Source organism: Pseudomonas sp. B392_1p, from assembly GCF_052245235.1.
Classification (GTDB): Bacteria; Pseudomonadota; Gammaproteobacteria; order Pseudomonadales; family Pseudomonadaceae; genus Serpens; species Serpens gallinarum.
In genome coordinates, this window is sequence record NZ_JBQPXM010000002.1 from 109,769 (window position 1) to 134,086 (window position 24,318).

General features: G+C 59.0%; 22 protein-coding genes and 2 pseudogenes. 17 read left to right on the forward strand and 7 right to left on the reverse strand.

Annotated elements, in window-relative coordinates; translation table 11 throughout:
* Nucleotides 1-78 precede the first annotated feature (78 nt).
* Nucleotides 79-2,016 carry a methyl-accepting chemotaxis protein gene (locus tag ACTV8E_RS02790; protein WP_443198402.1) on the forward strand — a complete coding sequence of 646 codons (1,938 nt, stop codon included), beginning with the start codon at nt 79-81 and terminating at the stop codon, nt 2,014-2,016.
* Nucleotides 2,017-2,141: 125 nt separating this feature from the next.
* Nucleotides 2,142-2,783 carry an FMN-binding negative transcriptional regulator gene (locus ACTV8E_RS02795; RefSeq protein WP_443198403.1) on the forward strand — a complete coding sequence of 214 codons (642 nt, stop codon included), beginning with the start codon at nt 2,142-2,144 and terminating at the stop codon, nt 2,781-2,783.
* Between the two features lie 186 nt (nt 2,784-2,969).
* Here ACTV8E_RS02795 and ACTV8E_RS02800 read toward each other — a convergent pair whose 3' ends face one another.
* Nucleotides 2,970-3,362: a GFA family protein gene (locus ACTV8E_RS02800; RefSeq protein ID WP_443198404.1), complete on the reverse strand. Its 393-nt coding sequence runs from the start codon at nt 3,360-3,362 to the stop codon at nt 2,970-2,972.
* A gap of 191 nt (nt 3,363-3,553) precedes the next feature.
* On the opposite strand from ACTV8E_RS02800, the gene ACTV8E_RS02805 reads away from it, so the two are divergent.
* From ACTV8E_RS02805 to ACTV8E_RS02855, 11 genes are all read left to right on the forward strand, one after another.
* Entirely contained in the window at nt 3,554-3,967 is a 414-nt protein-coding gene (locus tag ACTV8E_RS02805; RefSeq protein ID WP_251837204.1) for an antitoxin Xre-like helix-turn-helix domain-containing protein, read from the forward strand.
* A complete protein-coding gene (locus ACTV8E_RS02810; protein ID WP_443198405.1) occupies nt 3,961-4,662 on the forward strand; it encodes an RES family NAD+ phosphorylase in 702 nt (233 codons plus the stop codon). The genes ACTV8E_RS02805 and ACTV8E_RS02810 overlap by 7 nt, the downstream gene beginning before the upstream one ends.
* Before the next feature lie 266 nt (nt 4,663-4,928).
* Nucleotides 4,929-6,068, forward strand: coding sequence for a lactonase family protein (locus ACTV8E_RS02815; RefSeq protein WP_443198406.1), 1,140 nt, complete (start codon nt 4,929-4,931; stop codon nt 6,066-6,068).
* Nucleotides 6,069-6,257: 189 nt separating this feature from the next.
* A complete protein-coding gene (locus ACTV8E_RS02820) occupies nt 6,258-6,830 on the forward strand; it encodes an NADPH-dependent FMN reductase (protein WP_251837201.1) in 573 nt (190 codons plus the stop codon).
* Nucleotides 6,831-7,050: 220 nt separating this feature from the next.
* On the forward strand, nt 7,051-7,776 hold the full coding sequence (locus ACTV8E_RS02825) for a tellurite resistance TerB family protein (protein ID WP_443198407.1): 726 nt from the start codon (nt 7,051-7,053) through the stop codon (nt 7,774-7,776).
* A 439-nt stretch (nt 7,777-8,215) separates the two neighbouring features.
* Nucleotides 8,216-8,743 (forward strand): sugar dehydrogenase complex small subunit, encoded by a 528-nt coding sequence (locus ACTV8E_RS02830; protein ID WP_443198408.1) that lies wholly within the window; start codon nt 8,216-8,218, stop codon nt 8,741-8,743.
* Nucleotides 8,744-8,755: 12 nt separating this feature from the next.
* Nucleotides 8,756-10,396: a GMC family oxidoreductase gene (locus tag ACTV8E_RS02835; RefSeq protein ID WP_443198409.1), complete on the forward strand. Its 1,641-nt coding sequence runs from the start codon at nt 8,756-8,758 to the stop codon at nt 10,394-10,396.
* A gap of 17 nt (nt 10,397-10,413) precedes the next feature.
* Nucleotides 10,414-11,808 (forward strand): c-type cytochrome, encoded by a 1,395-nt coding sequence (locus tag ACTV8E_RS02840; protein ID WP_443198410.1) that lies wholly within the window; start codon nt 10,414-10,416, stop codon nt 11,806-11,808.
* A 54-nt stretch (nt 11,809-11,862) separates the two neighbouring features.
* Nucleotides 11,863-12,132, forward strand: a complete 270-nt coding sequence (locus ACTV8E_RS02845) for a hypothetical protein (protein WP_443198411.1) — start codon at nt 11,863-11,865, stop codon at nt 12,130-12,132.
* Between the two features lie 104 nt (nt 12,133-12,236).
* A complete protein-coding gene (locus ACTV8E_RS02850) occupies nt 12,237-13,874 on the forward strand; it encodes a VRR-NUC domain-containing protein (RefSeq protein WP_443198412.1) in 1,638 nt (545 codons plus the stop codon).
* Nucleotides 13,871-16,144, forward strand: a complete 2,274-nt coding sequence (locus ACTV8E_RS02855; RefSeq protein ID WP_443198413.1) for an ATP-dependent DNA helicase — start codon at nt 13,871-13,873, stop codon at nt 16,142-16,144. Before ACTV8E_RS02850 ends, ACTV8E_RS02855 begins: the two co-directional genes overlap by 4 nt.
* A 772-nt stretch (nt 16,145-16,916) precedes the next feature.
* On the opposite strand, the gene ACTV8E_RS02860 is transcribed toward ACTV8E_RS02855, so the two are convergent.
* The 4 genes from ACTV8E_RS02860 to ACTV8E_RS02875 form a co-directional block, all read right to left on the reverse strand.
* On the reverse strand, nt 16,917-17,603 hold the full coding sequence (locus tag ACTV8E_RS02860) for a hypothetical protein (protein ID WP_443198414.1): 687 nt from the start codon (nt 17,601-17,603) through the stop codon (nt 16,917-16,919).
* A gap of 127 nt (nt 17,604-17,730) precedes the next feature.
* A complete protein-coding gene (locus tag ACTV8E_RS02865; protein ID WP_443198415.1) occupies nt 17,731-18,645 on the reverse strand; it encodes a DUF4868 domain-containing protein in 915 nt (304 codons plus the stop codon).
* A 4-nt stretch (nt 18,646-18,649) separates the two neighbouring features.
* Nucleotides 18,650-19,231, reverse strand: coding sequence for a hypothetical protein (locus ACTV8E_RS02870; RefSeq protein ID WP_443198416.1), 582 nt, complete (start codon nt 19,229-19,231; stop codon nt 18,650-18,652).
* A 116-nt stretch (nt 19,232-19,347) separates the two neighbouring features.
* Complete coding sequence (locus tag ACTV8E_RS02875; RefSeq protein ID WP_443198417.1) at nt 19,348-20,292, reverse strand: hypothetical protein; 945 nt, start codon at nt 20,290-20,292, stop codon at nt 19,348-19,350.
* Nucleotides 20,293-20,619: 327 nt separating this feature from the next.
* Between ACTV8E_RS02875 and ACTV8E_RS02880 the strand changes: the two genes are divergently transcribed.
* The 3 genes and pseudogenes from ACTV8E_RS02880 to ACTV8E_RS02890 all read left to right on the forward strand — a co-directional run bounded on the left by ACTV8E_RS02880 (nt 20,620) and on the right by ACTV8E_RS02890 (nt 22,146).
* A complete protein-coding gene (locus ACTV8E_RS02880; protein WP_015278136.1) occupies nt 20,620-21,240 on the forward strand; it encodes a tyrosine-type recombinase/integrase in 621 nt (206 codons plus the stop codon).
* 251 nt (nt 21,241-21,491) lie between these two features.
* Nucleotides 21,492-21,647, forward strand: a pseudogene (locus tag ACTV8E_RS02885) (TerC family protein); the annotation flags it as partial.
* 190 nt (nt 21,648-21,837) lie between these two features.
* Entirely contained in the window at nt 21,838-22,146 is a 309-nt protein-coding gene (locus tag ACTV8E_RS02890; protein ID WP_015278135.1) for a hypothetical protein, read from the forward strand.
* Nucleotides 22,147-22,272: 126 nt separating this feature from the next.
* Here the strand turns inward: ACTV8E_RS02890 and ACTV8E_RS02895 are convergent.
* Nucleotides 22,273-23,175 (reverse strand): annotated as a pseudogene (locus ACTV8E_RS02895) (LysR substrate-binding domain-containing protein).
* A 139-nt stretch (nt 23,176-23,314) separates the two neighbouring features.
* Between ACTV8E_RS02895 and ACTV8E_RS02900 the strand changes: the two are divergent.
* Nucleotides 23,315-23,707, forward strand: coding sequence for a RidA family protein (locus tag ACTV8E_RS02900; protein ID WP_443198418.1), 393 nt, complete (start codon nt 23,315-23,317; stop codon nt 23,705-23,707).
* A gap of 220 nt (nt 23,708-23,927) precedes the next feature.
* On the opposite strand, the gene ACTV8E_RS02905 is transcribed toward ACTV8E_RS02900, so the two are convergent.
* Nucleotides 23,928-24,299, reverse strand: a complete 372-nt coding sequence (locus tag ACTV8E_RS02905; RefSeq protein ID WP_443198658.1) for a DUF7079 family protein — start codon at nt 24,297-24,299, stop codon at nt 23,928-23,930.
* Between the last annotated feature and the right edge of the window lie 19 nt (nt 24,300-24,318).

The following is a 24,318-nucleotide window of genomic DNA, read 5'->3' on the forward strand; positions in this document are numbered from 1 at the left end:
GAATGCTGCGGCAGCCAACAACAACTCCACCGCAATGGAATTGCACCTTTTATTCACCTGCTTCGAGCATCCGCACACATGAATGACGGTCGCGCATTTGCGTTCTTCACCCATATCAAGGTCACCGGCAAGCTGACCATCGGCTTCGCCCTTGTGTTGGCCCTCACCACCCTGATTGCCATTACGGCCTGGCTGTCGCTGGACCGGCTCTCCAAGAGTGCCGATCAATTTGGTCAAATCGCGCTTCTCGAGCGACTCACCCAGGAGCTGGCTTTTACCGTCCAGACCTACCGGCACGGCATCAGGGAGGCTGATCGCAAGACTGCGGAAAAACAACTGCAACGCCTGCAGGCTGAACAGATGGCGATGCGCAACCAGCTCGATGCCCCTGAGCATGTTGCCGTGGCCAACCGCCTGTTGGCACTGAGCGAGCAGTACGGCGCAGCGTTCAAACAATTGGACGATGCGCTGCAATCCCGCATCCAGCACACATCCCAACAGGGCCGGTCCGGCGGCCAGGTGCTGGAAGTGTTCCACAAACTGGACCGCAACCTCATCGACAACAACCCTTTCCCGCTTGAGCTCACCCTCGAACTCACCCGCGAGCTGATGGGCATGCACAGCGACATGTTGCTGGGCCGGCAAACCCTGATGCGTTTTGAGCTCCAGCGAGATAACCACGACCTGCAGAGGCAAGGTCTGGCCACGATGCAGACCGTACTGACTCGACTCGACAACCGCTCGGCGTACTTCAACCATCAGGAACCTCTCCTGGTTACTGCCCGTGACGCGCTGCGCGCCTACCAGACTGCCTACCAGGGCAGTGCCGCCGCCTTTACCCACGAAGACAAAGCCATGGAGGACCTGCGCGTCGCGAAAGACAACCTGTTCGCCACCGGTCGCACCTTGTACGAAGCATTGCTTGAACAGCGCCTGGATGAGACCCGCTTCGCCAAACTGACCATTCTGTTTACCGCCCTGGGCGCGATCCTGCTGGGCCTGTTGGTGGCACGCATCATCACCGGCCAGATCGTCCAGCCCCTGCAAGAGGCCCTGGCAACGGCCGACCGGATTGCCGGCGGCGACCTCGGCGTGCGCCCCGTGAGCCGGCGCGGCGACGAATTCGGCCTGCTGGAACAGCGCGTCGCCGCGATGCGCGACAGCCTGCGTGAGCTGATTGGCAACATCGGCAACAGCACAAATCAGATTGCCAGCGCCGCCGAAGAGCTGTCCGCCGTTACCCTGCAAACCAGTGAAGGCGCCAAGCGCCAGATGGCGGAGACCGCTCAGGCCAGCCAGGGCATGCAGGAAATGACCGCCACCGTGCAGGACGTGGCCAGCAATGCCGAACAGGCATCGCATGCCGCCGACAACGCCGACCGCGAGGCACTTGCAGCCAACCGGCTTGCTGAGCAAACCCTGACGCAAATCCACACTTTGGCCGAACAGGTCGGTCGCTCCATGGCGGCGATGAACCACCTGCAGCAGGAAAGCGAGAAGATTGGCAGCGTGCTGGATGTGATCAAGAACGTTGCCGAACAGACCAACCTGCTGGCTCTGAACGCCGCCATCGAGGCCGCCCGCGCCGGCGAAGCCGGACGCGGTTTCGCCGTGGTTGCGGACGAAGTGCGTGGCCTGGCCCAGCGCACCCAACAGTCCACCCAGGAAATCGAAAGCCTGATCGCTGGCTTGCAGGCCGGTACCCAGGCGGCCGTACAGACCATGCAAAGCAGCCGCGAATTGACTGATCGCACCGTAGAATTGGGTCAGAACACCGGTACCTCGTTGGCTACCATTGCCCAGATGGTGTCCAACATGCAGGCCATGAACCAGCAGATCGCCACCGCAGCCGAGCAGCAAGCCAGCGTGGCCAACGAAATCAGCCACGGCGTCGTGCGCGTGCGCGACATTTCCGACCAGACCGCCACCGCCAGCGAACAGACCGCTGCCGCCAGCCATGAGCTGGCGCGTCTGGGCGCCACGCTGCAAGCGCAGATTCGCCGCTTCAAACTGTAAAATTCGCGCCACTGGCCTGCCCATGGCAGGCCAGTGGAAGCGCTCTTTTTTGCGGCACCCGGTTCCTGTAAGTCACCCGCCAGTGGCACACTCGATGGCATTCCTGCCATCACGAGCCTGCCGTCATGTACGTCCCCGCCCACTTCGCAGAAAACCGCACGGAAGCGCTGCACCAACTGATTCGGGACTACTCCCTCGGCGCGCTGGTTGTCCTCGGTCCCGAGGGCCTGGATGCCAATCACCTGCCCTTCGAACTCGCCCCGGCGCAGGGCCCGCAGGGCACACTCATCGCCCACGTCGCCCGCGCCAACCCGCTGTGGCAGGACATCGCCGATGGCAGCGAGGTGCTGGTCATCTTCCGCGCGGAGCAGGCCTATGTCTCGCCCAACTGGTACCCGAGCAAACACGAACTGCACCGCCAGGTGCCCACCTGGAACTACCGTGTCGTCCATGCCCATGGTCGCCTGCGCATTCGCGACGATGAGAAATTCGTCCGCGGCGTCGTCGGGCGCCTGACCCGCACCCACGAAGCCCAGGCCGAACCTCTCAGGCCGTGGAAAATGTCCGACTCCAGCCGCGACCACATCGACCAGATGCTCGCCGCCATCGTCGGAATCGAGATCGAAATCACCCGCCTCACCGGCAAATCGAAAATCAGCCAGAACAGGGAGGAGCGGGATAGTCGCGGCGCGGCGGAAAACCTGCGGGAGCGCGGACAGGAGGCGCTGGCCGCGCACATGCTTGAGACGCTGGGAAGGAAAGACTGAACAGCCGCCCCGGCGTGGCCCAACGCATCTCCCACCGGTACACCGCTCAGCCGTAGGATGGGTTGAGGCGCACAGAGGGTGACGATTTACCTCGTGGCATTGCGCCGATACCTGTCAATGCCAACTACGACAATGGGTATCGCTGCGCTCAACACCATGCAACGTTTTTAAGCTGCGTCCGGCGCCTTACCCCTCAAACCTACTCGCGTCATCACGATCACGCTCGTAACGTCTGGCGAGCGGAAACGCCGGTAACCAGGACTCGCGGCGGAGGGTCCAGCATTCGTAGGTGGGCGTCAGTTGGTCAGGGGCATCCAAAGCACCTAGTTGCACTTCGATTTCGTCTGCGGTGCGGGCGAACACGGACGAGCCGCAGCGGGGACAGAAAAACCGTCCGCCGTAATCGCGCGTTTCGCCCTCGACCGTCACCGCATCCTGAGGAAATACCGCGCACGCGTTGAACAGCGCGCCATGGTGCTTGCGGCAGTCGAGACAGTGACAAAGGCCAACCCGGTAAGGGCGTCCCGACGCCACCAGTCGAACATTGCCGCACAGGCAGCCCCCGGTGAACTGGTTCATGTTGTGCCTCCGTTGAAAGCTAACGGCTCGGACTATAAAACGTTAGCCAGTGGACGTTCATGACAGCTGTGACAGCCTAACCTGTTATCGATTTCAGCTGTCGACAGGTGCATTTACTCCAACCCACTTTGATCTATAGACGCAACCTAGCTAGTATTGAGTCTACAGAATCAAGCAAAGGAGCTTTTGCTATGGGAACCCTGGCAACCGCTGCTCCAGCCCGAGACTTTTCACGGGAGCAATGCGTAGCAGGTCTGCGGGCGGCGCTGAATATCCTCGACAAGTGGCAGGCTTCGTCCGAACAGGCCTGCCGCATCCTGCGCATCTCACGTAGCACTTACACCCGCGCCCGGCAACAGGACCCGGCCTGGTCCGTAGCGCTGGACGCCGATCAATTGCAACGCATCAGCATGGTGCTGAACATCCACGCCGCGCTTCGCCTGATTTTCGACAACCCCGAAAATGTTTACGGCTTCCCCGCGATGGAGAACCACAACGCGTTCTTCAATGGCCGCACGCCGCTCGACATCATGGCCCAGGGCGACATGATCTCCCTGTACGAGACCTTTCGGCGCATCGACGCGCTGCGGGGCGCCCAGTGGTAAGGCTTGGCAGCCTGGCCATTTCAACTGGCGAGAACCTCCGGGCCTACCGGTTGGTCAACTCCAAGTTTCCCCCCATCGCCCTGTTCGATGATGTGGCCGACGCCAAGGACTTCGAGGCGCTCTTCCAGCTCCAGTCCCTGACCAATCCTCGCCTGCAGAACGAAATCGGCCGGCTGGAGCTGGTGGCCCGCGATGAGATTCCTTTCGGTATTACCGGCTGCGCCTATGCCACGGCGCCCTTCACCCATGTGAACCCTGAGGGCTCGCGTTTTAGCGATGGCAGTTTTGGCGTGCTCTACCTGGCCGACAGCATGGGCACCGCGATCGCCGAAGTGCGCTACCACCAGGCGCGCTACTGGTCGAACGTGCCAGGGCTCAGCTACGAACGCTTTACCTTTCGCGGGCTCACGTGCCGCTTCACCGATACCGGCATGAAAGACGCCACTGCAGTGCCGCTGACCGACCCCATCTACGCGCCCGAGGATTACAGCCATTCGCGCCAATGGGGACATGAATTGAAACGAACCGGCTGCCCGGGCTTGCGCTACAACTCGGTCCGCTCCCCCGGCAACATTTGCTGGGCATTGATGACGCCCCGACCCGTTACCTCGATCATTCAGACCGGACATTACGAAATGATCTGGAGCAACCAAATCATCGGCATCAATCGGATTGCGACGCTGGAGAGTCGATAGGCTGGGTTGCAGGGATGGCTGGTGGGTCAGCAGCCATGGCGTGCCAGACGCCAGCTTTCTTCTGCTGGCGCTGGGTGAATGCTGGCTGCATCGACACAAAGAGGAGCAAAGCATTGCCTGAGCGATGAGGAACCGACCATATTCGTCCGTTTAGGCTGGGCAACAGCGGCTGGCGCATTAAGCAGAACAGAGTGGCGGACGGTCAAAAAAGCTCCTCACCCAGCCAATGCCGGTCGCGCCCCGTCGCACCGGAGTGGAGGCACAACATGACCCCGCTCAACACCCTGAAGGCCCTCTCGCTATCCGCTGCAATGGCCCTCGCCAGCCCGCTGTTACAGGCCCAGACCTACGCCTTTGTGTCCAACGCCGTCGATGGCACAATCGGCAGCTATCGCCTGGCCGATAACGGCACTCTGACCCTACTCACGTCCACACAAGCCGGTGACAACGTGATGCCCCTGGCACTCAGTCCGGATCATCGCAAGCTGTATGCCTCCATCCGCTCGGAGCCCTTCAGTGTCGCAACGTTTGTCGTGGATCCGGCGGATGGCTCGCTCAAACTGCTGAGCAAGGCCGCCGTGGCAGACAGTCAGGCCTACATTTCCGTCGACCGCACCGGCCACTATCTGCTGGGTGCCTCCTACGGCAACAATCAGGTCATGGTCAACGCGATTGACGCCCAGGGCATGGTTCAGGACGGTTCGCAGCAAGTGGTTGAGACTGGGCTCAACGCCCACGCCATCATCGTCGACCACAGCAACCGCTTTGCTTACGCCACGAACCTGGGCTCTGACCAGCTTCTGGTGTTCACATTCGACGAAAAAACGGGCCGGCTGACCCAGAGCAGTTCGGTCAAATTGCCGAAAAACGCCGGCCCACGCCATGCCGTGATCTCCACGGACAACCGCTTCCTGTACCTGCTCGGCGAAATGGCCGGCACCGTCACCAGCTACTCGATCGATCAGACCACCGGCGCCCTGACCGAAGTCGCCAGCGTGCAATCGGTTCCAGCCAGCGCCGGCCTGGTGCACGGCCAACCGCGGCCTGCCGCCAAGCCCGGTCAGCCTGCGCCAACGCTGCCGGACAACCTGATCTGGTGTGCGGACATTCGCCTCACGCCCAACGGCCGTTTCCTCTATACGAGCGAACGCACCGGCAGCAGCGTCAGCGTCTTTGCCGTCGACGGCCAGACCGGTACGCTGACCTACCTGCAAAACATTGCAGTCGAGAAGCAACCACGGGGCATCGCGGTCGATCCGAGTGGTAAATGGCTCCTCGTGACCGGCGAGAAGAGCGATGAGATCGGGGTCTACGCCATCGATCACGAGAAAGGTACGCTCACCCGCGCCGGCAACGCGCCTTCGGGTAAAGGTGCCAATTGGGTGGAAACCGTGTCCTACCCGTAAGCGAATCCGGGCCTCCGCCCGCTGACAAGCGCTCCGGCATGCAAGGCGGCATCAACCGCTAACCCACCAGCCTTATTGCGGCACAACGCCGGCCGGCATCATTGGCCGACGACATGCCTGCGCGTTCTTGCCAGGAGTTGGGTCAAAGGCCAAGGATCCACGGGAAATCTCACTTAGGAGGAAACGAATATGGCCAGTTACAAGGTTGGGTATTTTGTTGGCAGCCTGTCTTCGACGTCGATCAACCGTCGGCTTGCCCAGGCACTGACTCGATTGGCACCCCCCGAATTGCAACTCGTCGAGATCCCGATCAAGGATCTGCCTGTCTACAGCCAAGACTATGATGCCGACTACCCTCCAGTGGCCCGGACCTTCAAGCAGGCCATCGCCGACTGCGATGCTCTCCTGTTCGTCACCCCTGAGTTCAACCGTTCGATCCCCGGCGGCCTAAAAAACGCGATCGACTGGGCCAGCCGTCCATGGGGCCAAAACTCCTTGGCGCACAAACCCTCCGGCGTGATCGGCACGTCACCTGGGGCTATTGGCACTGCGGTGGCCCAGAGCCAATTGCGTGGCGTGCTGTGCTATTGCAACTCGCCACTGATGAACACCGTTGAGGCCTACATCCACTTCAAGGAAGGGCTGATCACGGCCGACGGCGAGGTTACCAACGAGAGTACTCGGGAGTTCCTGCGCAACTACATGACCGAGTTGCACGCCTTCATCGTGCGCGTCCTCACCGTGCTGCCCCGCACGACCTGAGCCGCGCGACGGGTGCGAGCGTAATCGAGGCATGCCGCACCCTGCGTTTTTGGAGCGTGCTGCTGGGCAGTCGCGCTCCCCGCCGGGATATCAGCACTCCGCATCCCGTTTACTCGTGCAGTGCGTTCGTAAAATGCAACATCCGGATGCAAATGCGCCACATCGAGGCGCAAGGCAAGCTTTACCCTGCAGCCGTTATTTACTTATTGAGGACGCTCAGATGAACACCCGAGGTTTACTCGACCAGTTGCTCAGATCTGGCCAGGATCTGCTGCAGAAACAGGGCAGCAAGAACACCACCGGCAAACCCGTCGCCACTGGCGGGTTGGGTGGGATGTTAGGCGGTGCGGGCGGCGGGAATCTGGGCAGCCTGCTTTCTGGCGCGGGCGGCGGTGCCGTGGCGGCGGGCGCAATGGGCCTGCTGCTCGGTAACAAGAAGGCGCGCAAGTTCGGTGGCAAGGCCTTGACCTACGGCGGCCTGGCGGCCCTCGGCGTGATTGCTTACAAGGCCTACGGCAACTGGCAAGCCCAGCAGGGCAGCGCGCCACAAGGCGAGCCGCAAACCCTTGATCGATTGCCGCCGGCCCAAGTCGAACTGCACAGCCAAGCAATCCTCAAGGCGCTGGTGGCGGCGGCCAAGGCCGATGGGCATGTGGACGAGCGCGAAAAAGCGCTGATCGAGGGCGAGTTCGTCAAGCTCGACAACGATCAGGAACTGCAACAGTGGCTGCACGCCGAACTGAACAAGCCCCTCGACCCGGCCGATGTCGCGCGCGCCGCCAGCACTCCGGAAATGGCGGCCGAAATGTACATCGCCAGCGTCATGCTCGTGGATGAAGAGCACTTCATGGAACGCGCCTATCTTGATGAGCTGGCCAAGCAGCTCAGGCTCGATCCGGCCCTCAAGACCGAACTGGAAAATCAGGTTCGTCAGGCCGGAACTTGAGGAAGAGAGAGAAAAGGGAACGAATTATGTTTCGGGCCCGAAAAACCCAGGCCGTATTTTTGCCTAATGCGACGGGGCCGCTTTAGGTCAAACGCAGCATGCCCCCTCACCCAGCCTCCGATAGGCGCAACCAATCGATAAACCGCCAGAGCGCTACTGCGGGTTAACCGAACCGGTGCAGCCGGGTGGCGCCAATCTTCAGAGAAAGCAGGACGAGCAATCCATAGGCTACGACAAGCCCGCCGGGAGCGGGTGTCGCCTTGCTAGCGCAATGGAGCCACTACGCGGCTCGCTGCAAATGTCCACGGATCCTAGTCGTGCCTCACGGGGAAAATGTGGAGCGACTCTGAACTCTACGAATTCGTGCTGGCCTATAACAAACACTCCTTCGTTATCGGCCTCGACGCTAAAGCCGGACTGATCTGACTCTGGTATTGCCATGTCCTTGGTAAGAAAAAAAGTCGTCAGCCTCTCACCTCACGCCCCCGAAGATCCGTCGCGCCGGGGCCTGCTGATGGGCATGCTCACCCTCTATACGGCATCCCTGATTCCTTGGGCCGTCGCACAAACTGCCCCGGACGCCGAGCGCGGCGCCTTCATGGCCGTTTCGGCAATCATCGCCGGTCGCCAGTCCCTGGACGCTGAGCTCTCGGCGACTCTCTTCGATGCGCTGACCGAGGCGGACCCCAATTTTCCAGCGGCAACCAGCGAACTGTTGAAGTTGATCAACGATCGCCAGATCGATCCCCTCCAACTGCAGGCGGTACTCGAAAGCGACTATCCCTCGCTCGCGCCAGTGCCGCGCAAAATTGCCACGGCCTGGTTTCTCGGCGTCGTGAGCGACGGTGGGCAGGTGCGTTGCCTCGCGTATGAAAACGCCTTGAATGCAGTGATCGTCAGCGATGTGCTAAAGGCGCCCAGCTATTGCTATGGCGCGTATGGCAGTTGGGCCAGTAAACCGGTTTGAGAGGGTCGCCACGTGTCCGAAGAGTTGTCTGCTGATTTCGTTGTGATTGGCTCCGGTATTTGCGGTGCGCTGACCGCTCTCAAGTTGGCCAGGCGCGGCGCCTCGGTGCTGATTTTGGAAGCCGGCCCTCGCGTGGGTCGCGCCCAACTGGTGGCCAATTTCCGTAATTCGACGCGCCGAAGCGACTGGATGTCGCCGTATCCGTTCTCGCCCTGGGCGCCCCACCCGGTGTATGCGCCCAAGGATAATGGTTACCTGGTCCAGGCCGGGCCGTATCCGTATCCCGCCGAATACATCCGCATGGTGGGCGGCACCACCTGGCACTGGGCTGCGCATGCCTGGCGCTATGTCCCCAATGACATGCTCATGCAAAGCCTTTACGGCGTGGGCGTGGATTGGCCGTTCAGTTATGACGAGCTCGAGCCCTTCTATCAGGAAGCCGAGGAAATCATGGGGGTCGCCGGCTCTCTGGAAGAGCATCCGGAATCGCCTCGTAGCAAGCCGTTCCCACTGGAGCCCGTGGCCGAACCCTACGCGATGCGCCGCTTGCGCGAACGCCTGGCTGGCGTCTACCCCGTGGTGGGCAATACCGTTGCACGCAACAGCCGCACCTTCGACGGCCGCCCCGCCTGCTGCGGCAGCAACAACTGTCAGCCGATCTGCCCGGTGGATGCGCAGTACCACGGAGGGCTGTCTGTGGACGCCGCCGAAGCGGCTGGCGCCAAGCTGATTGCCAATGCCGTGGTCTATCAACTCGAACATGATGCCCAGGACCGAATCGTGGCCGCGCATTACTACGATCCGGACAAGACTTCCCACCGCGTTACGGGCAAAACATTCATCGTTGCCGCCAACGGCATCGAAAGTCCCAAGCTCTTGCTGCTCTCCACCAGTGATAAATACCCCAACGGAGTGGCAAACAGCTCGGGAATGGTGGGCCGCAACCTGATGGACCATCCGAGCACGTCACTGACCTTCGATGCCGATGAAGAGGTCTGGCTTGGGCGCGGACCGCAGAGCCCAAGCTCGATCAATACCCTGCGCGACGGCCCGTTCCGTTCGGAATATTCCGCATACCGGCTGGATTTCACCAACATTTCACGCGTCGACAGCACCACTCAACGGCTCCTGCTGGAAGGCGTCTATGGGCCCGAGTTCGAAAAGCGCCTGCGCTATAGCGCCGCCCATGAAATGAACGTCAAGACCGTGCTGGAAGTGCTGCCCAACCCGGAAAACCGCATCAGCCTGAGCGATCAGAAAGACGCCCTGGGCATCCCGAAACCGCAGGCCCACTACAGGATTGACGACTACACCCGTGGTGGCGCCATCGCCGGCAAGGCGGATTTCGCCCGGATCGCAGAATTGATGGGCGGCAGTAACCTTCGGTATACCAAGGATGATTATTTCGCCAACAACCAGCACATCTGCGGGACGCTAACCATGGGCAGCGACCCGCATACGTCCGTGTGTGACCAGTACGGACGCGCCCACGACCACGAAAACCTGTATCTGGTCGGCACGGGTGTATTGCCGACTGCGGGCACGTGCAATTCGACGCTGGCTGCCGTGGCCGTGGCGCTGCGAAGCGTCGAGCACATGCTGCCTGGCTCCTCGAGCGCATGGACTGCTAACCATGACGCGCCCATCGCGTAAGCGTGAAGGAAGTTTTCATGACCATTGAAAGAACGAAGCAGAGCATTGGTCAGCACCTCCTGGCGAGCATCGCGGTGGTCCTCAGCCTGGGAGCTCATGCTGCTCCGTTTGACGATGAACAGGTCAAGCGCGGTGAGTACCTGGCCAGGGCGGGCGACTGCGTCGCCTGTCACACCCTCGAAGGCGGAGAGCTCTTTGCCGGCGGATTGCGCCTGTCGACGCCGCTGGGCGATGTCATCGCCACCAATATCACCTCGTCGAAAACAGCGGGAATCGGCAACTACACCCTGGAGCAGTTCGACGACGCGGTGCGCAAAGGCATTCGCGCTGACGGCAAATACCTCTACCCCGCGATGCCCTATACCTCATACGCCAAGACAACAGACGAAGACATCGAAGCGATGTACGCGTACTTCATGAGCGGCGTGGCGCCGGTGGAAACCCGCCCACCGGCAACGGAACTGCCCTTTCCATTCAACATTCGGCTGTCCATGGCTGTATGGAATGCATTGTTTCTGGATGACGAGCCCTACCAGCCCGACCCCAGCCAGAACGCTGAATGGAATCGGGGGGCCTACCTGGCGCAGGGCCTGACCCACTGCAGCACCTGTCACTCGCCACGCAATTTCCTGATGGCCGAAATGTCGTCCAAAGACCTGGCCGGTGGCGAAGTCAGCGTCTGGTACGCGCCAAACATCACTTCCGACGTCAACAGCGGCATCGGCGGCTGGAGTAACGAAGAACTGGTGCGCTACATGAAAACCGGCAATATCGCCAAAGGCCAGGCCTCGGGCCCCATGGCGGAAGCAATCGACCATAGCTTGCAGTACCTGACCGACGCGGACCTGCAAGCGATCGCCGTCTATCTCAAGACGGTGCCCGCAGTCGTTGAAGAGGGCATTGAAAAGCCCGTGTACGCCTGGGGTAGCGCGGCCAATGCGGTCCACCGCTCACGCAGCGCCGCCTGGCCTGAAAACCCTGACGAGATGACCGGAGCCCAGCTCTATGACGGCTACTGCGCCGCGTGTCACCAGGCCCACGGCGAAGGCACCTTCGACACCCTGCTTCCGGCCCTGTATCAAAACACCGCGACCGGAAGGCCTGAGACCAACAACCTGGCGATGGTGATCCTCCAGGGAATTCATCGAGTGTCCGAAGGCCATGAGATCCGCATGCCGGGCTTCGCCCATGAACTTTCCGATCAGCAGATCGCAACCCTGTCCAATTACCTGATCCAGACCTACGGAAATCCCCAGGCCGAAGTCACGGTGGGCCAGGTCGAGAACCTGCGCGCCGGGAAGACCTCAGCGCCTGACCTGGTTCTGTTTGCACGCGTGGCCATGGTCGTTGGCGTCATCGTGCTGCTTATCGTGCTCGTGGCGCTCATGCGGCGCGGACGGCGCAGAAGGTAATGGGCGTCGAGAAGGCAGCCTGCCACGAACAACAGTTTCCAAGAGGACAGCATTATGCAGTCTGGCTATCTAGTTACGGCTCTGCTTGCCCTGGCGCTGGTCGGTTGCGATGTGGATGAAAGCGAACGCAGCGCACCCGAGCCGACACCTGCGCCCAGCCACGAGCAGCCTTCCAGCGGGTCGGACGACTCGATGGACCCTGATCGCAATGACCAAACAGCTCCCCCCGCGGAACAAGGCACGGGCCTTGGTACCGAACACGGCAGTGAAGGCGGAGAGGTCATCGACCCGGCAAGTGGCCAGGGGACCGGAACGACTCAGTAAGCGGGCGGGCCCGAATAACGCTCGCAACCCCGTCGTCACCTGCGGTTGCTCAATCCCGCTCCAGGCCGGACAATCCTGTATGAAAACCCAGTGATTGCCGCGCCATGCCCTCCTCGCTTGCCCCCGAGTTTTACTACCTCGACAACTTTCGCACCGCCCTGGCCTGGGTGCGCGAGCGCTATGCCGATCTGCTGACGCTTGAGGAACGCGCCTTTATCGAGCGCTTCCACACCTTGGCACTGCCCGCCCAGGCATTGCTGGTGCGGATGGTCATGCGCCGTGGCTGTCACTTTCGCCTGAGCAAACTCGACTATGCGGAGATTGGCGACAGCCTGGCCGCGGCCCGTCCGCTGCTGGCGCTTGGCTGGATCAGCGAGCATGCACTGCTGAGCGCCGCCGAAGTGGCCGAGCTGTTGCGCAAGGATGAAGTGCTCGCCCACCTGCCACTGCCGGATCGCCGCGCCACGCAAAAGAAAAGCGAGCTACTTGAACAATTACAGGCGCATGACCTGCCGGCACAGACCTTCAACAGTTGGTGCCCTACCCTGGACGATCGACTGCTGAGCCTGCAGGTGGGCGAACTCTGCGACCGCCTGCGCCTGATGTTTTTCGGCAACCTGAGCCAGGACTGGTCCGAGTTCGTGCTGGCCGACCTGGGCATATACCGCTACGAGCCGGTGGACATCAGCCCGCACTCGCGTGGCTTCCAGTGTCGCCAGGATATTGAGGATTACCTGCACCTGCGCGGGCTGCGCCAGCACTGCGACGAGGGCCTCGCCGTGGAGGCGATACTGCCGGCGTTGCTGGCCTTCTCTTCGCAGAACCCCCACCTGCGCACCCGCCAGTCACGGCTGCTGTTCCAGATCGCTCAGCAACTGGAACGCTGCGGTGAGCTGGAACAGGCCCTGACGCTCTACCGGCACAGCAGCCACGGCGAGGCACGCTGGCGGCAGATTCGCGTGCTGGAAAACCTGGGCCGCAATGCCGAAGCCCTTGAGTACGCCCAACTCTTCAGCCAACAGCCCGGCAGTGACGAGGAAAGCCAGCGCCTGGAGCGCGCCCTGACCCGCCTGCGCCGCCGGCTCGGCTTACCGCTGAGCAAGCGGCCCAAAACCCTTGCGGAGGCGCGCCTCGACCTGGCCCTTGCGCCTGCCGAGAGCAGCGTGGAAATCGCCGTGCGCGATCACCTGCATCAGGACGCGGCGCCAGTGTTCTACGTGGAAAATTCCCTGCTCTGCAGCCTGTTCGGCCTGCTGTGCTGGGACGCCATCTTCGCCCCGCTGCCGGGCGCGTTCTTCCACCCGTTCCACAGCGGCCCGGTGGACCTGTACAGCCCGGACTTCCACCCTCGGCGCCAGGCACTGTTCGAGCAGTGCCTGGCGCGCCTTGAACACCCCGACTACCCGCAACTGCTGCGCGCGCGCTACCGGGAAAAGTACGGCATCCAGTCGCCCTTCGTGTTCTGGGCGATGCTCGATGAGCCGCTCCTGGAAATGGCCCTGCACTGCATTCCGCCGCAGCACCTGCAGGCCTGTTTCACCCGCCTGCTGCAGGACCTGAAAGCCAACCGCGCCGGCATGCCCGACCTGATCCAGTTCTACCCGCAGGAGCGGCGCTACCGCATGATCGAAGTGAAAGGCCCCGGCGATCGCCTGCAGGACAACCAGAAACGCTGGCTGACCTTCGCCGCCGAACAGGGCATTGCCGTTGAGGTGTGTTACGTGACCTGGGCAGCGGCATGAGCTATCGGGTCGCGGTGCGGGCGCTGTGCGAATTCACCGCCAAAGAGGGCGACCTCGACCTGCGTTTTACGCCCTCGCCCACCGCCCAGGAAGGCATCGCCGGGCATCAGACCGTGGTCAGCCGGCGTGGCGGGCACTACCTCGCGGAACTGCCGTTGAGTGGCACCTATCCGGGGCTGTTGGTCAGCGGCCGCGCTGACGGGTACGACCCCGAGGCCAACCGCCTGGAAGAGATCAAGACCCACCGCGGCGACATCAGCCGCATCCCTGCCAACCACCGGCTGCTGCACTGGGCGCAGGTCAAGGTCTACGGCTGGCTGCTCTGCGAGCAGCTCGGGCTGGAGGAACTGGAACTGGCCGTGGTGTATTTCGAGGTGATGACCCAGGTCGAGCACGCCTTCACCGAGCGTTACTGCGCATCTGACCTGAAAGCCTTCTTCGATCAACAGTGCCTGCGCTTTTTGCGCTTTGCCGAGCAGGAGCAAGCCCACCGTATAAAGCGTGACGACTATCTGGACGCCCTGACCTTCCCCTTTCCCGCCTTTCGCCATGGCCAGCGGCAACTGGCCGAAGCGGTCTATCGCAGCGCCCGCGATGGCCATACGCTGATGGCCCAGGCCACCACGGGCATCGGCAAGACCCTGGGCACGCTGTTTCCCCAGCTCAAGGCCATGCCCGGTCAGGAACTGGATCGGCTGTTCTTCCTCACCGCAAAAACACCCGGCCGCCGCCTGGCCCTGGACGCGCTGCACAGCCTGCGCCATGAGGATCGGGCCACACCGCTGCGGGTGCTGGAGCACGTGGCGCGGGACAAGTCCTGCGAGCACCCGGACAAAAGCTGCCATGGGCAGTCCTGCCCGCTGGCCAAGGGATTTTACGACCGCCTGCCGGCCGCGCGGCACGCCGCCCTGCAACACGGCTGGCTGACCCAACAGGAGGTGCGCCGCATCGCCCTGGAACACCAGATTTGCCCCTACTACCTGAGCCAGGAATTGTGCCGTTGGGCGGACGTGGTGGTCGGCGATTACAACTACTACTTCGACATGGGCGCCCTGCTCTACAGCCTGACCACCCTCAACGAGTGGCGCATCGCCGTGCTGGTGGACGAGGCGCACAACCTGGTCGACCGCGCGCGCAGCATGTACAGCGCCGAACTGGACCAGGCCGTCTTCCACGACCTGCTCCGCCGCGCGCCGGCGCGCATCCGCAGCGAATTGCAGCGCGTGGGTCGGCATTGGGAACAGCTCAACCGGGTGCAGGAGCACGACTACCAGATTTACCCCAGCGTGCCGGACCTGTTCGTCGCCGCCCTGCAAAAAGCGGTGACCGCCATCACCGACCACCTGAGCGAGCAGCCCGACGGCAACGACCGCAGCCTGCTGCAGTTCTACCTGGACGCCATGCTGTTCTGTCGCCTGAGCGAGGCCTACGGCCCCCATTCGCTGTGCGACATCACCCGCCAGACCAGCAGCGCGCTGAGCCTGGACACCACCCTGTGCCTGCGCAACGTGGTGCCGGCGCCCTTCCTCGCCGCGCGCTTCGACGAGGCCCACACCACCACGCTGTTCTCGGCCACCTTGCGCCCGGCCAACTACTACCGCGACCTGCTGGGCCTGCCGGAGGAAACCCAGTGGATCGACGTGGCCTCGCCCTTTGCCGCCGAGCAACTGAGCGTTCGCGTGGTGCGCAATCTGTCCACCCGCTACCAGCACCGTGAAAGCAGCCTGGCGCCCATTTGCCAACTGATGGCTGAGCAGTACCAACGCGAGCCCGGCAACTACCTGGCCTTCTTCAGCAGCTACGCCTACCTGGAGCAAGTGCGCGAGCTGTTCAGGGTCCTGCACCCGGACATCCCCACCAGCGTGCAGACCCGCAACATGCACGAAGGCGAGCGGCAGGCCTTTCTCGACCGCTTCACCCAGCACTCGGAAGGTATTGGCTTTGCCGTACTGGGCGGCGCGTTCGGCGAAGGCATCGACCTGCCGGGCAGACGCCTGATCGGCGCCTTCATCGCCACCCTCGGCCTGCCCCAGCTCAACGTGGTCAACGAAGAAATCAAAGCCCGCGTGCAAGAGATGTTCGGCGAGGCCAACGGCTACGACTACGCCTACCTCTACCCGGGGATGCAGAAAGTCGTGCAGGCCGCCGGCCGGGTGATTCGCACCACCGACGACCATGGCGTGGTGTATTTGCTGGATGATCGCTTTGGCAGGCCCAAGGTGAAGGGGCTGCTGCCTGGGTGGTGGGAGGTGGAGGATTGGTGGGTGTGAGGGGGTGGGCCGCGGAATGCTGCGAAGCTGCCTTGATATCCCCATGATTAACGCCGAGCGAAGCGGCGGCTGAAAGCCGTGCGCCTTACGCAACTTGTTAAACGTGGTTCGTTTCTCGCACTAAATGCCGGACCTGGATTGGTGCATTTTCTTCCATCGGAGCGATTACATGAATGAGCTCTCGTGATCCAGCAAGCTCTACCAAATGCTCCGACAATAGGGTCTCAATCCTGCCCAAATATTCAGGCACTTTTTTATGGAAGGCCAATGAACTCTTCCCTTTGGAAAACGGATTCCGGGAGTGAAGCAGAGCTCCACATTTATCGTATAACCGTTCGAACTGCTTTCTCGTGAGGTACCCACCTTGCACTCTATTCCAGCCTTGCCTATTAAAGCCGTCTATTGGTACTGGATAGAACTCAGGATTAATGCTCTCAATTTTGCGCAAGATCCTCGCTGCGTGCCAATCCTTCGCAATATCGCTTCTCACAGAGCGATAGGCCTCTTGGTATGACACAAGCGAGGAGAACGCTATTAGCTCAAGCAATTTCCGCAACTGAAGGGCTTCCGATTCAATCGTGGTCTGGAGATAGGTGCAGTGAGTTTTTCCGGACGTGAAGTCACGCAGCGTTTTTACCCGATAGCGGCACTCCCACATCATCGAAGCATATTTTCTGCGAGCTCTGCTTTCCATGCTTTACCGTTTAACGTTTGGTTAAGGGGCGGGCTTCAGCCCGTCCCGGAGAGCGAAACGAACGATTTGAACCACTTGCTATGCTGATTTGTGCATAATTCGGCCTTCTGTTTCGCCATAAGCACCAAACAAAACATCTTCATCAATTTCTTCCCAGGGCTCTATGAATGCGTAGTAATCAATGCCAAGGGAGGTTGCAAGCTTAAACACTTCGTTCTTTATGTGTTCTGGCAGACCTGCTACGACAGCTACTTTTATTTGGTCTGGCGCATCTGCACCGTAACCAAACTCTCTAGCCACTCGAATCCCTGCGTTAAATAGAGTTTCTTGGATTTTTGCATTGTTTGCCAGATGCACATTGATGCCAAATGATAGATCTGTCAGCAGGGAGTTTCTTGATTGTATGGGTTGTTCCCGGGCACTCTCTTCTAGTTGCTTTATTCTGTCTTCGAGTATTTCAAAGCGGAGTTCTTTCTTTGGTATTTTCACTATTTGATTTGTTCGATTATTTAGATAGGTCGCATAGTAAGAGTCTTCTTGTAGCTCGGGTCGAAATTTAGTTTGCAGTACGAAAAGAGCAGCAATAAAAACCGGTACATTTATTATTGCTGCAATCGTCAGCGCCCCAGATTGCCACGATTCAGCCCCCATGCTAGAAGCTGTAAATAGAAATGCCGCATCAGTTGCTAATAATCCGACGAGCCAGGCTCCGAGCAGTTGGATCGGTTTCGTAATTTTATCGGCTTGGATGTTTTGCTTTTCCATACTTTAGTAAGCGCCCCGACCTAAAGGGGAAAGATTTATTTTTCAATAAATCTGTCCCCTTTTTTTCTGTAAAGCTTGAATTAAGCCGCGCCGCGAAGCGAAATCGGCCTGAATGAATTGTTAGGATTTACAACTGTGTGGCATCAGGGACGTCATAGATCAAATCCGTAACCTCGCTCAGAAGGCGATGATCTAGAAGAATTTGCATGATTGTCCTTACTGTCTGATCGCAAGGGATAATGCATCCGGAGGCGGGATCAAAATTTAACCCCCAATTACGTCGCCCGTTTACCAGTTGAACCGCAGCAAGAAACCCTGGACGAGAGAACAGAGCCCGCTCCTCAATGCGTGCCATGCGCCGGACTTGAATGGAGTTCGTCCCGACATAATTTGCCAGGGGCTGAATGTTAGTAAAGAGACTCGAGAATTCTGGCATGAGCTTTAGTGCTGCAAAGGCCTGTGTATATGAGGCGCGATGCTCCATGGCTGATTCAAACGCACCCTTGCTTGCAATAAATACAGCAGCGTCATGAGCATAGAAATCAAAAGACTTCTCAATAACGAAGCCATTATCCTCTGCAGCAGATAGCTCTCCATTACTGAAGACTATATTTATGTGAGTCTTTAGGTACGAGGCCTTCCAGTTGGTAGCCGACCTCTTCACTGCGTAGACTATACGTCCGTTGTGAGTAAATTTAACCAAATATCCGCTGGCATTCCTCAGATCCTTAACCGAGCGGACCCGAAAATCAGGCTCAGGCCGATCTACAAGTGCTTTTAAATGCTCGAAATCGCTACCCTGAATGAGGGTTGCCAAGCAACTGTTTTCATTTGTCTGCGATAAGTGTGTGTAGTTTGCGAACTCAGTTATCCGGCCCATCTCGGACAGAACCACGCGGACGAGCATGGCGTTAAGTGCATCATCTGTCTGTGCATACCAGGCGGAGAATCGAGCAGCTGTTGTACTCCTTTTGAAGACCCACAGGTGAACTGTGCTGTTGGCAAAGTCAAACGCGCGTAATGATGCAAACGTAGCCTGCATATACTTATCCCTTGATTACGTAGAATTCTTGTATGGTCTGCGCCGATGCCAGCCCAGGAGTTAGTGGGCCGGCTTTGAGGACTCGAACATCTTTCTCAACGCCATTTATGACGATTGTTGCTTCGTACAAACGCCAACCAAAAACCAGTAGCAGCGGATTCATAAGTATTTGACCCGACTTGTACGTAATCGCGAACATCCACAGGAGGAATACACCAAAACCTAGTAACTTCTGAGGATCGCCATAAGTAATCCCCATGAAGGAGACCACATAAGGAAAGGTGTAGTTAATGATCTCGTTCGGAATGGCCTTTGCCCGTTTTACTTCGATACTGAACGGATAGGAAATCTTCCGAAGCGAAGACCATACAAGAAGAATTGCCGCCGCCGATACTGCCAGAAACGTTACGGATAGACCGGGATTCGTGAATGGGTTGAAATCGCATGTACCGCTGACTATTACCTCTGGCATGCAAACCGGCCGAGCCCACCAACTTGAAGGAATGTCCTGAATGGAAAGAATAATCGCAAGTGGGAGGTATGAGCCTAAGAAGATTAGGAACCCCGGGAGAAGGTGGAATTGCATATCGTTTTTTATTCCTACATTTATAGCCACATGTTCATTGCAAGGCCTAACTTCTGAATTAAGCCGCGCCGCGAAGCGGCGGCGGCTTAAATGAATTGCTACGCATCAGCCCTTGCTCATATTTTGTATGCATTACGCAGCTGGAAGATATGCGGTGGAATGTCAGTTGGCGTAGGAACGCCAGGGTCAGGCAAAAAACGAGAACCAAGAACTTCTTCAACGATCAGCGAGGCAAAGGTTTCGTCTGGATTTTCAATAATTGCTCCTACGTGACATTTAAGGTCGAGCTCAATTGCCAGCCCGGCTGAAGCTTGGAAGGGTGCATTTGAAAGGGCCCGCTCAAATTGGCTGGCGAGTTCAACTGGAAGGGATGACAGCACCTGTGGAAGCATTACTCGCTCAAAGTCAAAGCTGACAGCATGAGGTGTTCCGGCATGCTCCAAGTTCGCTGTAGCGGTGAACAACTCGTCGCTTAAGCGAGCATAGAGATTCAGTCGCGTGCCGATCATGTAGAGATCTTGCGTAGCCCCCATTCCCAAGCGATGCAATGCAAGGCCGAAGTCTGGCGCGAACTTGCGCCTTACTGGTTCTAGAACGTATTTTGGATGTAAGTGCTTTTCCAAAACGTTCCATTTTGCCCTGAAATCTTCGTAATTCAGTGTGGCCAATGGTTCGCGCTGATAGATGCTATAAAACGCAATTGCACGACCATTACATATTGCAAATTCCTGGCATTTAACTTCTGGGTGAATTGCATAGCTATACGCTTGCTGGACATGCGCGTCTGCGTGGACGTCCTCGTCGGGAGCTTTTGCATCCAAGACAAGAATTGGCTTCTCTTCAAAAACGAGCGTGTAGTCTGGAATTGTTTTGACAGGGTGATTGCGTGTGCCAACTCGGATAAAAGGATGTGCGAGGGATTTGCTGCGAGTAACGCGCATTTTTCCGGAATGAGAGAACCCTAGCTCTGCCAGTAGTGGTGCAATGATTAGCTCACGCACCGAGTCTTCCTTGAAGTCAGGGTTTGCGAAATCTTCTTCAGTGATGCGATCGAAACTCATCTGAGTCCTAACAGTGATTAATAGAATTCTATGCTATTGCATAACGGTAGCGTTCTACATAAATCTGCTCCTACCTACAAGATCAAAAATCATAATCCTTTATAAATAAAAGGGCTACAACCGCGCCCATTACCTGCTGCGTATTCGCTTGACGTCTATCTACCCCTCACAAGAGAGAAAGTGTGAGAGGAGTGGAGAGTTTTCTTCTTCCCGCTCGAAACGAGCAAAATGGCAGATCCCTACCAGTCGTATACAGCAACTTCTGGCCGGTTAGCGACCATTGCTCCGGCCAACCATCCTTGTCCTCCCACACCAGGAGGACTTGCCATGAACACCATTGCTACCTACAGCCATCAGCCCTGGAACAAAGGAAAATTAGTCGGACAGAAGGCCCCGCTCCGCCTGAGAGATATCTGGGCAATCCGGGTGAGGCTGCAAATCGCCGAGAGAAGTCGAGATCTAGCGCTCTTCGATTTAGCCATCGACAGCAAGCTGCGAGCCTGCGATTTAACCAAGCTCCGTGTGCGCGACGTTGCCCATGGCGAAAACCTGTCATCACGAGCCATGGTGATGCAGCAGAAAACGCAGCGGCCAGTGCAGTTCGAGATCACTGAGCAAACACGGTCTGCTCTCGCGGCCTGGATACATCAAGCCCAGCTCCGCAGCGAGGACTGCCTTTTTCCGAGCCGGCTGCATACCTCTGACCATCTCTCCACTCGTCAATACGCCCGTATCGTCAAAGGCTGGGTGAAAGCCATTGGCCTTGATCCAGCCATGTATGGCACTCACACAATGAGACGTACGAAGGCATCACTGATCTATCGCAGGACGAAGAACCTGCGTGCGGTTCAATTGCTGCTCGGCCATACGAAGCTTGAGAGCACTGTCCGATACCTCGGGATTGAGGTCGATGACGCCTTGGAAATGGCGGAGCAGACCGAGGTTTGACCATGTATAGCGACGGTCGAAGTCAGACCGTCGCTAACCGGCCAAAAGCAGCCGCCCGAAGCCGTCTACGAAAAGAAGGTCTACTCACAGTATCAGTCAATCCGCTTGAAACACCTTGCGACCTTTCCTCGATTGAGAAGCCACAAATGCACCTCTAGAGTTGCCTCCGCAACGCCGGGCCCCTCTGACAGCTAACCGCTGCCATGTCGGAGTTGCAGTTTGCACAACTTCGACACTTAGAGGAGGGGCTCATGACTGCCCTAGAACCGTTCTTCCTGGCCGAATTTCTCGGCACTGCCACTTGGTTGTGGCTCGTTTTTATCAGCATAGTGATTGGCCTGTTGGTCTTCGACCTAGGGGTGCTTCACCGCGAGCATCGCGAAATTGGCATTCGTGAAAGTTCATTGGCAAGATTCCATCGGTAATCTCCCTGAGTGTGACCCTGAGTCTGCTGCTGCTGGGCGGCGTGCTGCTGTCCCTTTGGAAAACCCGTGGCCAGCCGGCCCCGGCTGGCCCTCAGGTGTAAATCAAAACAGGTAGAGGTAGCTAGTCGGCTGCCTACTGTCGAATTGGCAACTTTCAACACTGGAGGCGGTAATGAAAAAAACGCTGCAATTGACAGCTATGGGGCTGTTACTGGTGGGCTTGGCCGGCTGCGACGCAGCCGAGCAATCGGCGCAGAAACTGGCCGAGAAGGCTGAGCAGGCAATGCAAGACGTAGCCCGCGAAACGGTCGATGGGACCCTGCAACAACTCAATAAGCAACTGAATGAAGTACAGCAGTCAACCAATGAGTGGCTAGGCAAGCCGCCGTCCAAGGAAACGCAGGAGGGCGAGTTGCAGGAAGGTCTGCCTGAAACTAATGAGTCAGGAGAGCCTATCGACAAAACGGCAGTTGAAACCTAGTTGGCTGGCAGAGTGCGTGGTTTGTAACCATTTGGAGCAGACTACGATACGGCTAATTATAGTTGGCCGCTTTTGGCCGTTTTCTGCCGTTCGTAACCGGCGTCTCGGGTCGTAATCAACTTCAAATTACCCCCTCTTCCCCACCGGCGCATGCACCTCCATCAACCCCACAACCCACTCCATAAACACCCGCAGCTTGGCGCTGACATGCCGGTTCGGCGGGAAGGCTAGGTAGAGCGGCATCGGTTCCAGTCGTTAGCCATCGAACAGGCGCACCAGTTCGCCGCTGGCCAGGTGGGCGTTGGCCATGTAATCGGGTAGCGGGAGTATGCCCAGGCCGGCCAAGGCGTTGCCATCGTCGACCGCCAGCGCATGACGGCCCTAGATGTTGATCTCCTCTCCCCCACGCTGCAGCTCGTAGGGCATCACCGTGCGAGTGCGCCCAATGAAGCTCACGACGCGGTGCTGGCTGTCTTCCACCTCGCTCGGGTGTGCGGGAATACCGGCGCGCTGCAGGTAGCTGGGCGCGGCGTAGACGCTGATCGTCAGGTCGCCGACGTGCCGTGCCACCAGCGACAGGTCGGTGATTTCGCCGCCGCGCACTACGCAATCCACGTTCTCGTCGATGATGTCGACGACGCGGTCGCTGACGCCCATGTCGAGCTGGATTTCGGGATAACGCGCATAGAAGGCCGGCAGTGCCGGGATCATGATCAGGCGCGCCAGCGGGCTGGGAACGTCCACCCGCAGCCGCCCTCGGGGCGAGGTCGAGGCGTTGGACAGGCTGGTCTCGGCGTCGTCCAGGTCGGCCAGCAGGCGTATGACGCGCTCGTAGTAAGCCGCGCCATCGGCCGTGACGTTGACCTTGCGCGTTGTGCGGTTGAGCAGCCTGACGCGCAGCCGCGCCTCCAACTGCTGCACGAGCTGCGTCACGGTGGTTTTGCTCATGTGCAAGGTGTCGGCGGCCTTGGTGAAGCTGCCGGTTTCCACCACTCGGGCAAAGGCCTGCATTGCATCGAAACGGTCCATCGTGACTCCAGCGGCGTGTGATTGTTTGGATTCTACAAACAGTCATGGCCAGAGTTGCTGGTTTATCCGAATCGCGCGCCTTTCTAGAGTGTCTCCATCGTTGATGACGGGCCGGCAGCGGCCCCTGATGGAGATTGAAATGACCACACGTGACGTTGTTTTCCCACCCGGACGCCAGGCGCTGTACGAGCGCAACCGCTATTCGCCGGCGATTCGTTCCAACGGCTTTTTGTTCGTCTCGGGGCAAGTCGGCAGTCGCGAAGACGGCTCGCCGGAGCCCGATCTGCAAACCCAGGTGCGCCGCGCGTTCGACAACCTCAACGCGATCCTCGCGGAAGCCGGCTGCAGCTTCGATGATGTGATCGACGTAACGGTGTTCATCGTCGACCCAGAATCCAAGTTCGAGACCATCTGGAACGTCGTCCCCGAGTACTGGGGCGAGGCCCCGCACCCGACGTTGACCGCTGTGGGCGTGACCTGGCTGTATGGCTTTGAGTTCGAGATCAAGGTGATCGCCAAGTTGCCGGACTAATCACGCTCGCAGGATGGCGTGATACCCATGCCTGTCCGGCAGGCTTCCGTGAACGTAGGGTGGATCGCGCTTCATCGATCCACCGGGTGGCGATCCACCGGGTGGCGCCCCACCGAGCGGGGCCATGGTGGATGTTAAAAAAACGACATCCACCCTACCCGATGCAGCCCTCAGCCTCATTCTGCCCTAACTGTAAAAGGGGACGGATTTATTCATTTCCTCAACCGGCGTCGGCGTCTCTCTGCCGTTCCAGTTCGCGCTCGATGCACTGCCACTCATCCTTGAGTCGATAACGAAGGTAAGCCACGAAGGCCTGGTCGCGTAGGCGGCGAAAGGCCGAGGTACGGCGGGCTTCCTGGGTGCTTCTGATCGTTTCGGCGAGCCAGGTGGTGTCGAAAGCCGTCCAGATCGGCGGGATGGGTGCTTGCAGGTTTGAATAGCAAACGGGAGCCACTTCCTCGAAGAACGTAGCCTTTACCGTAGCGCTATCGAGACCCACCAACTGTCGAGCGATGGCTGCGTAGTCGACGTGGTTGTCGACGAAGACATCCGATAGCGCTGACCACAACCGAATGCGCTCATCGTGCGTCAAAACACGTCCCACTTGGAGA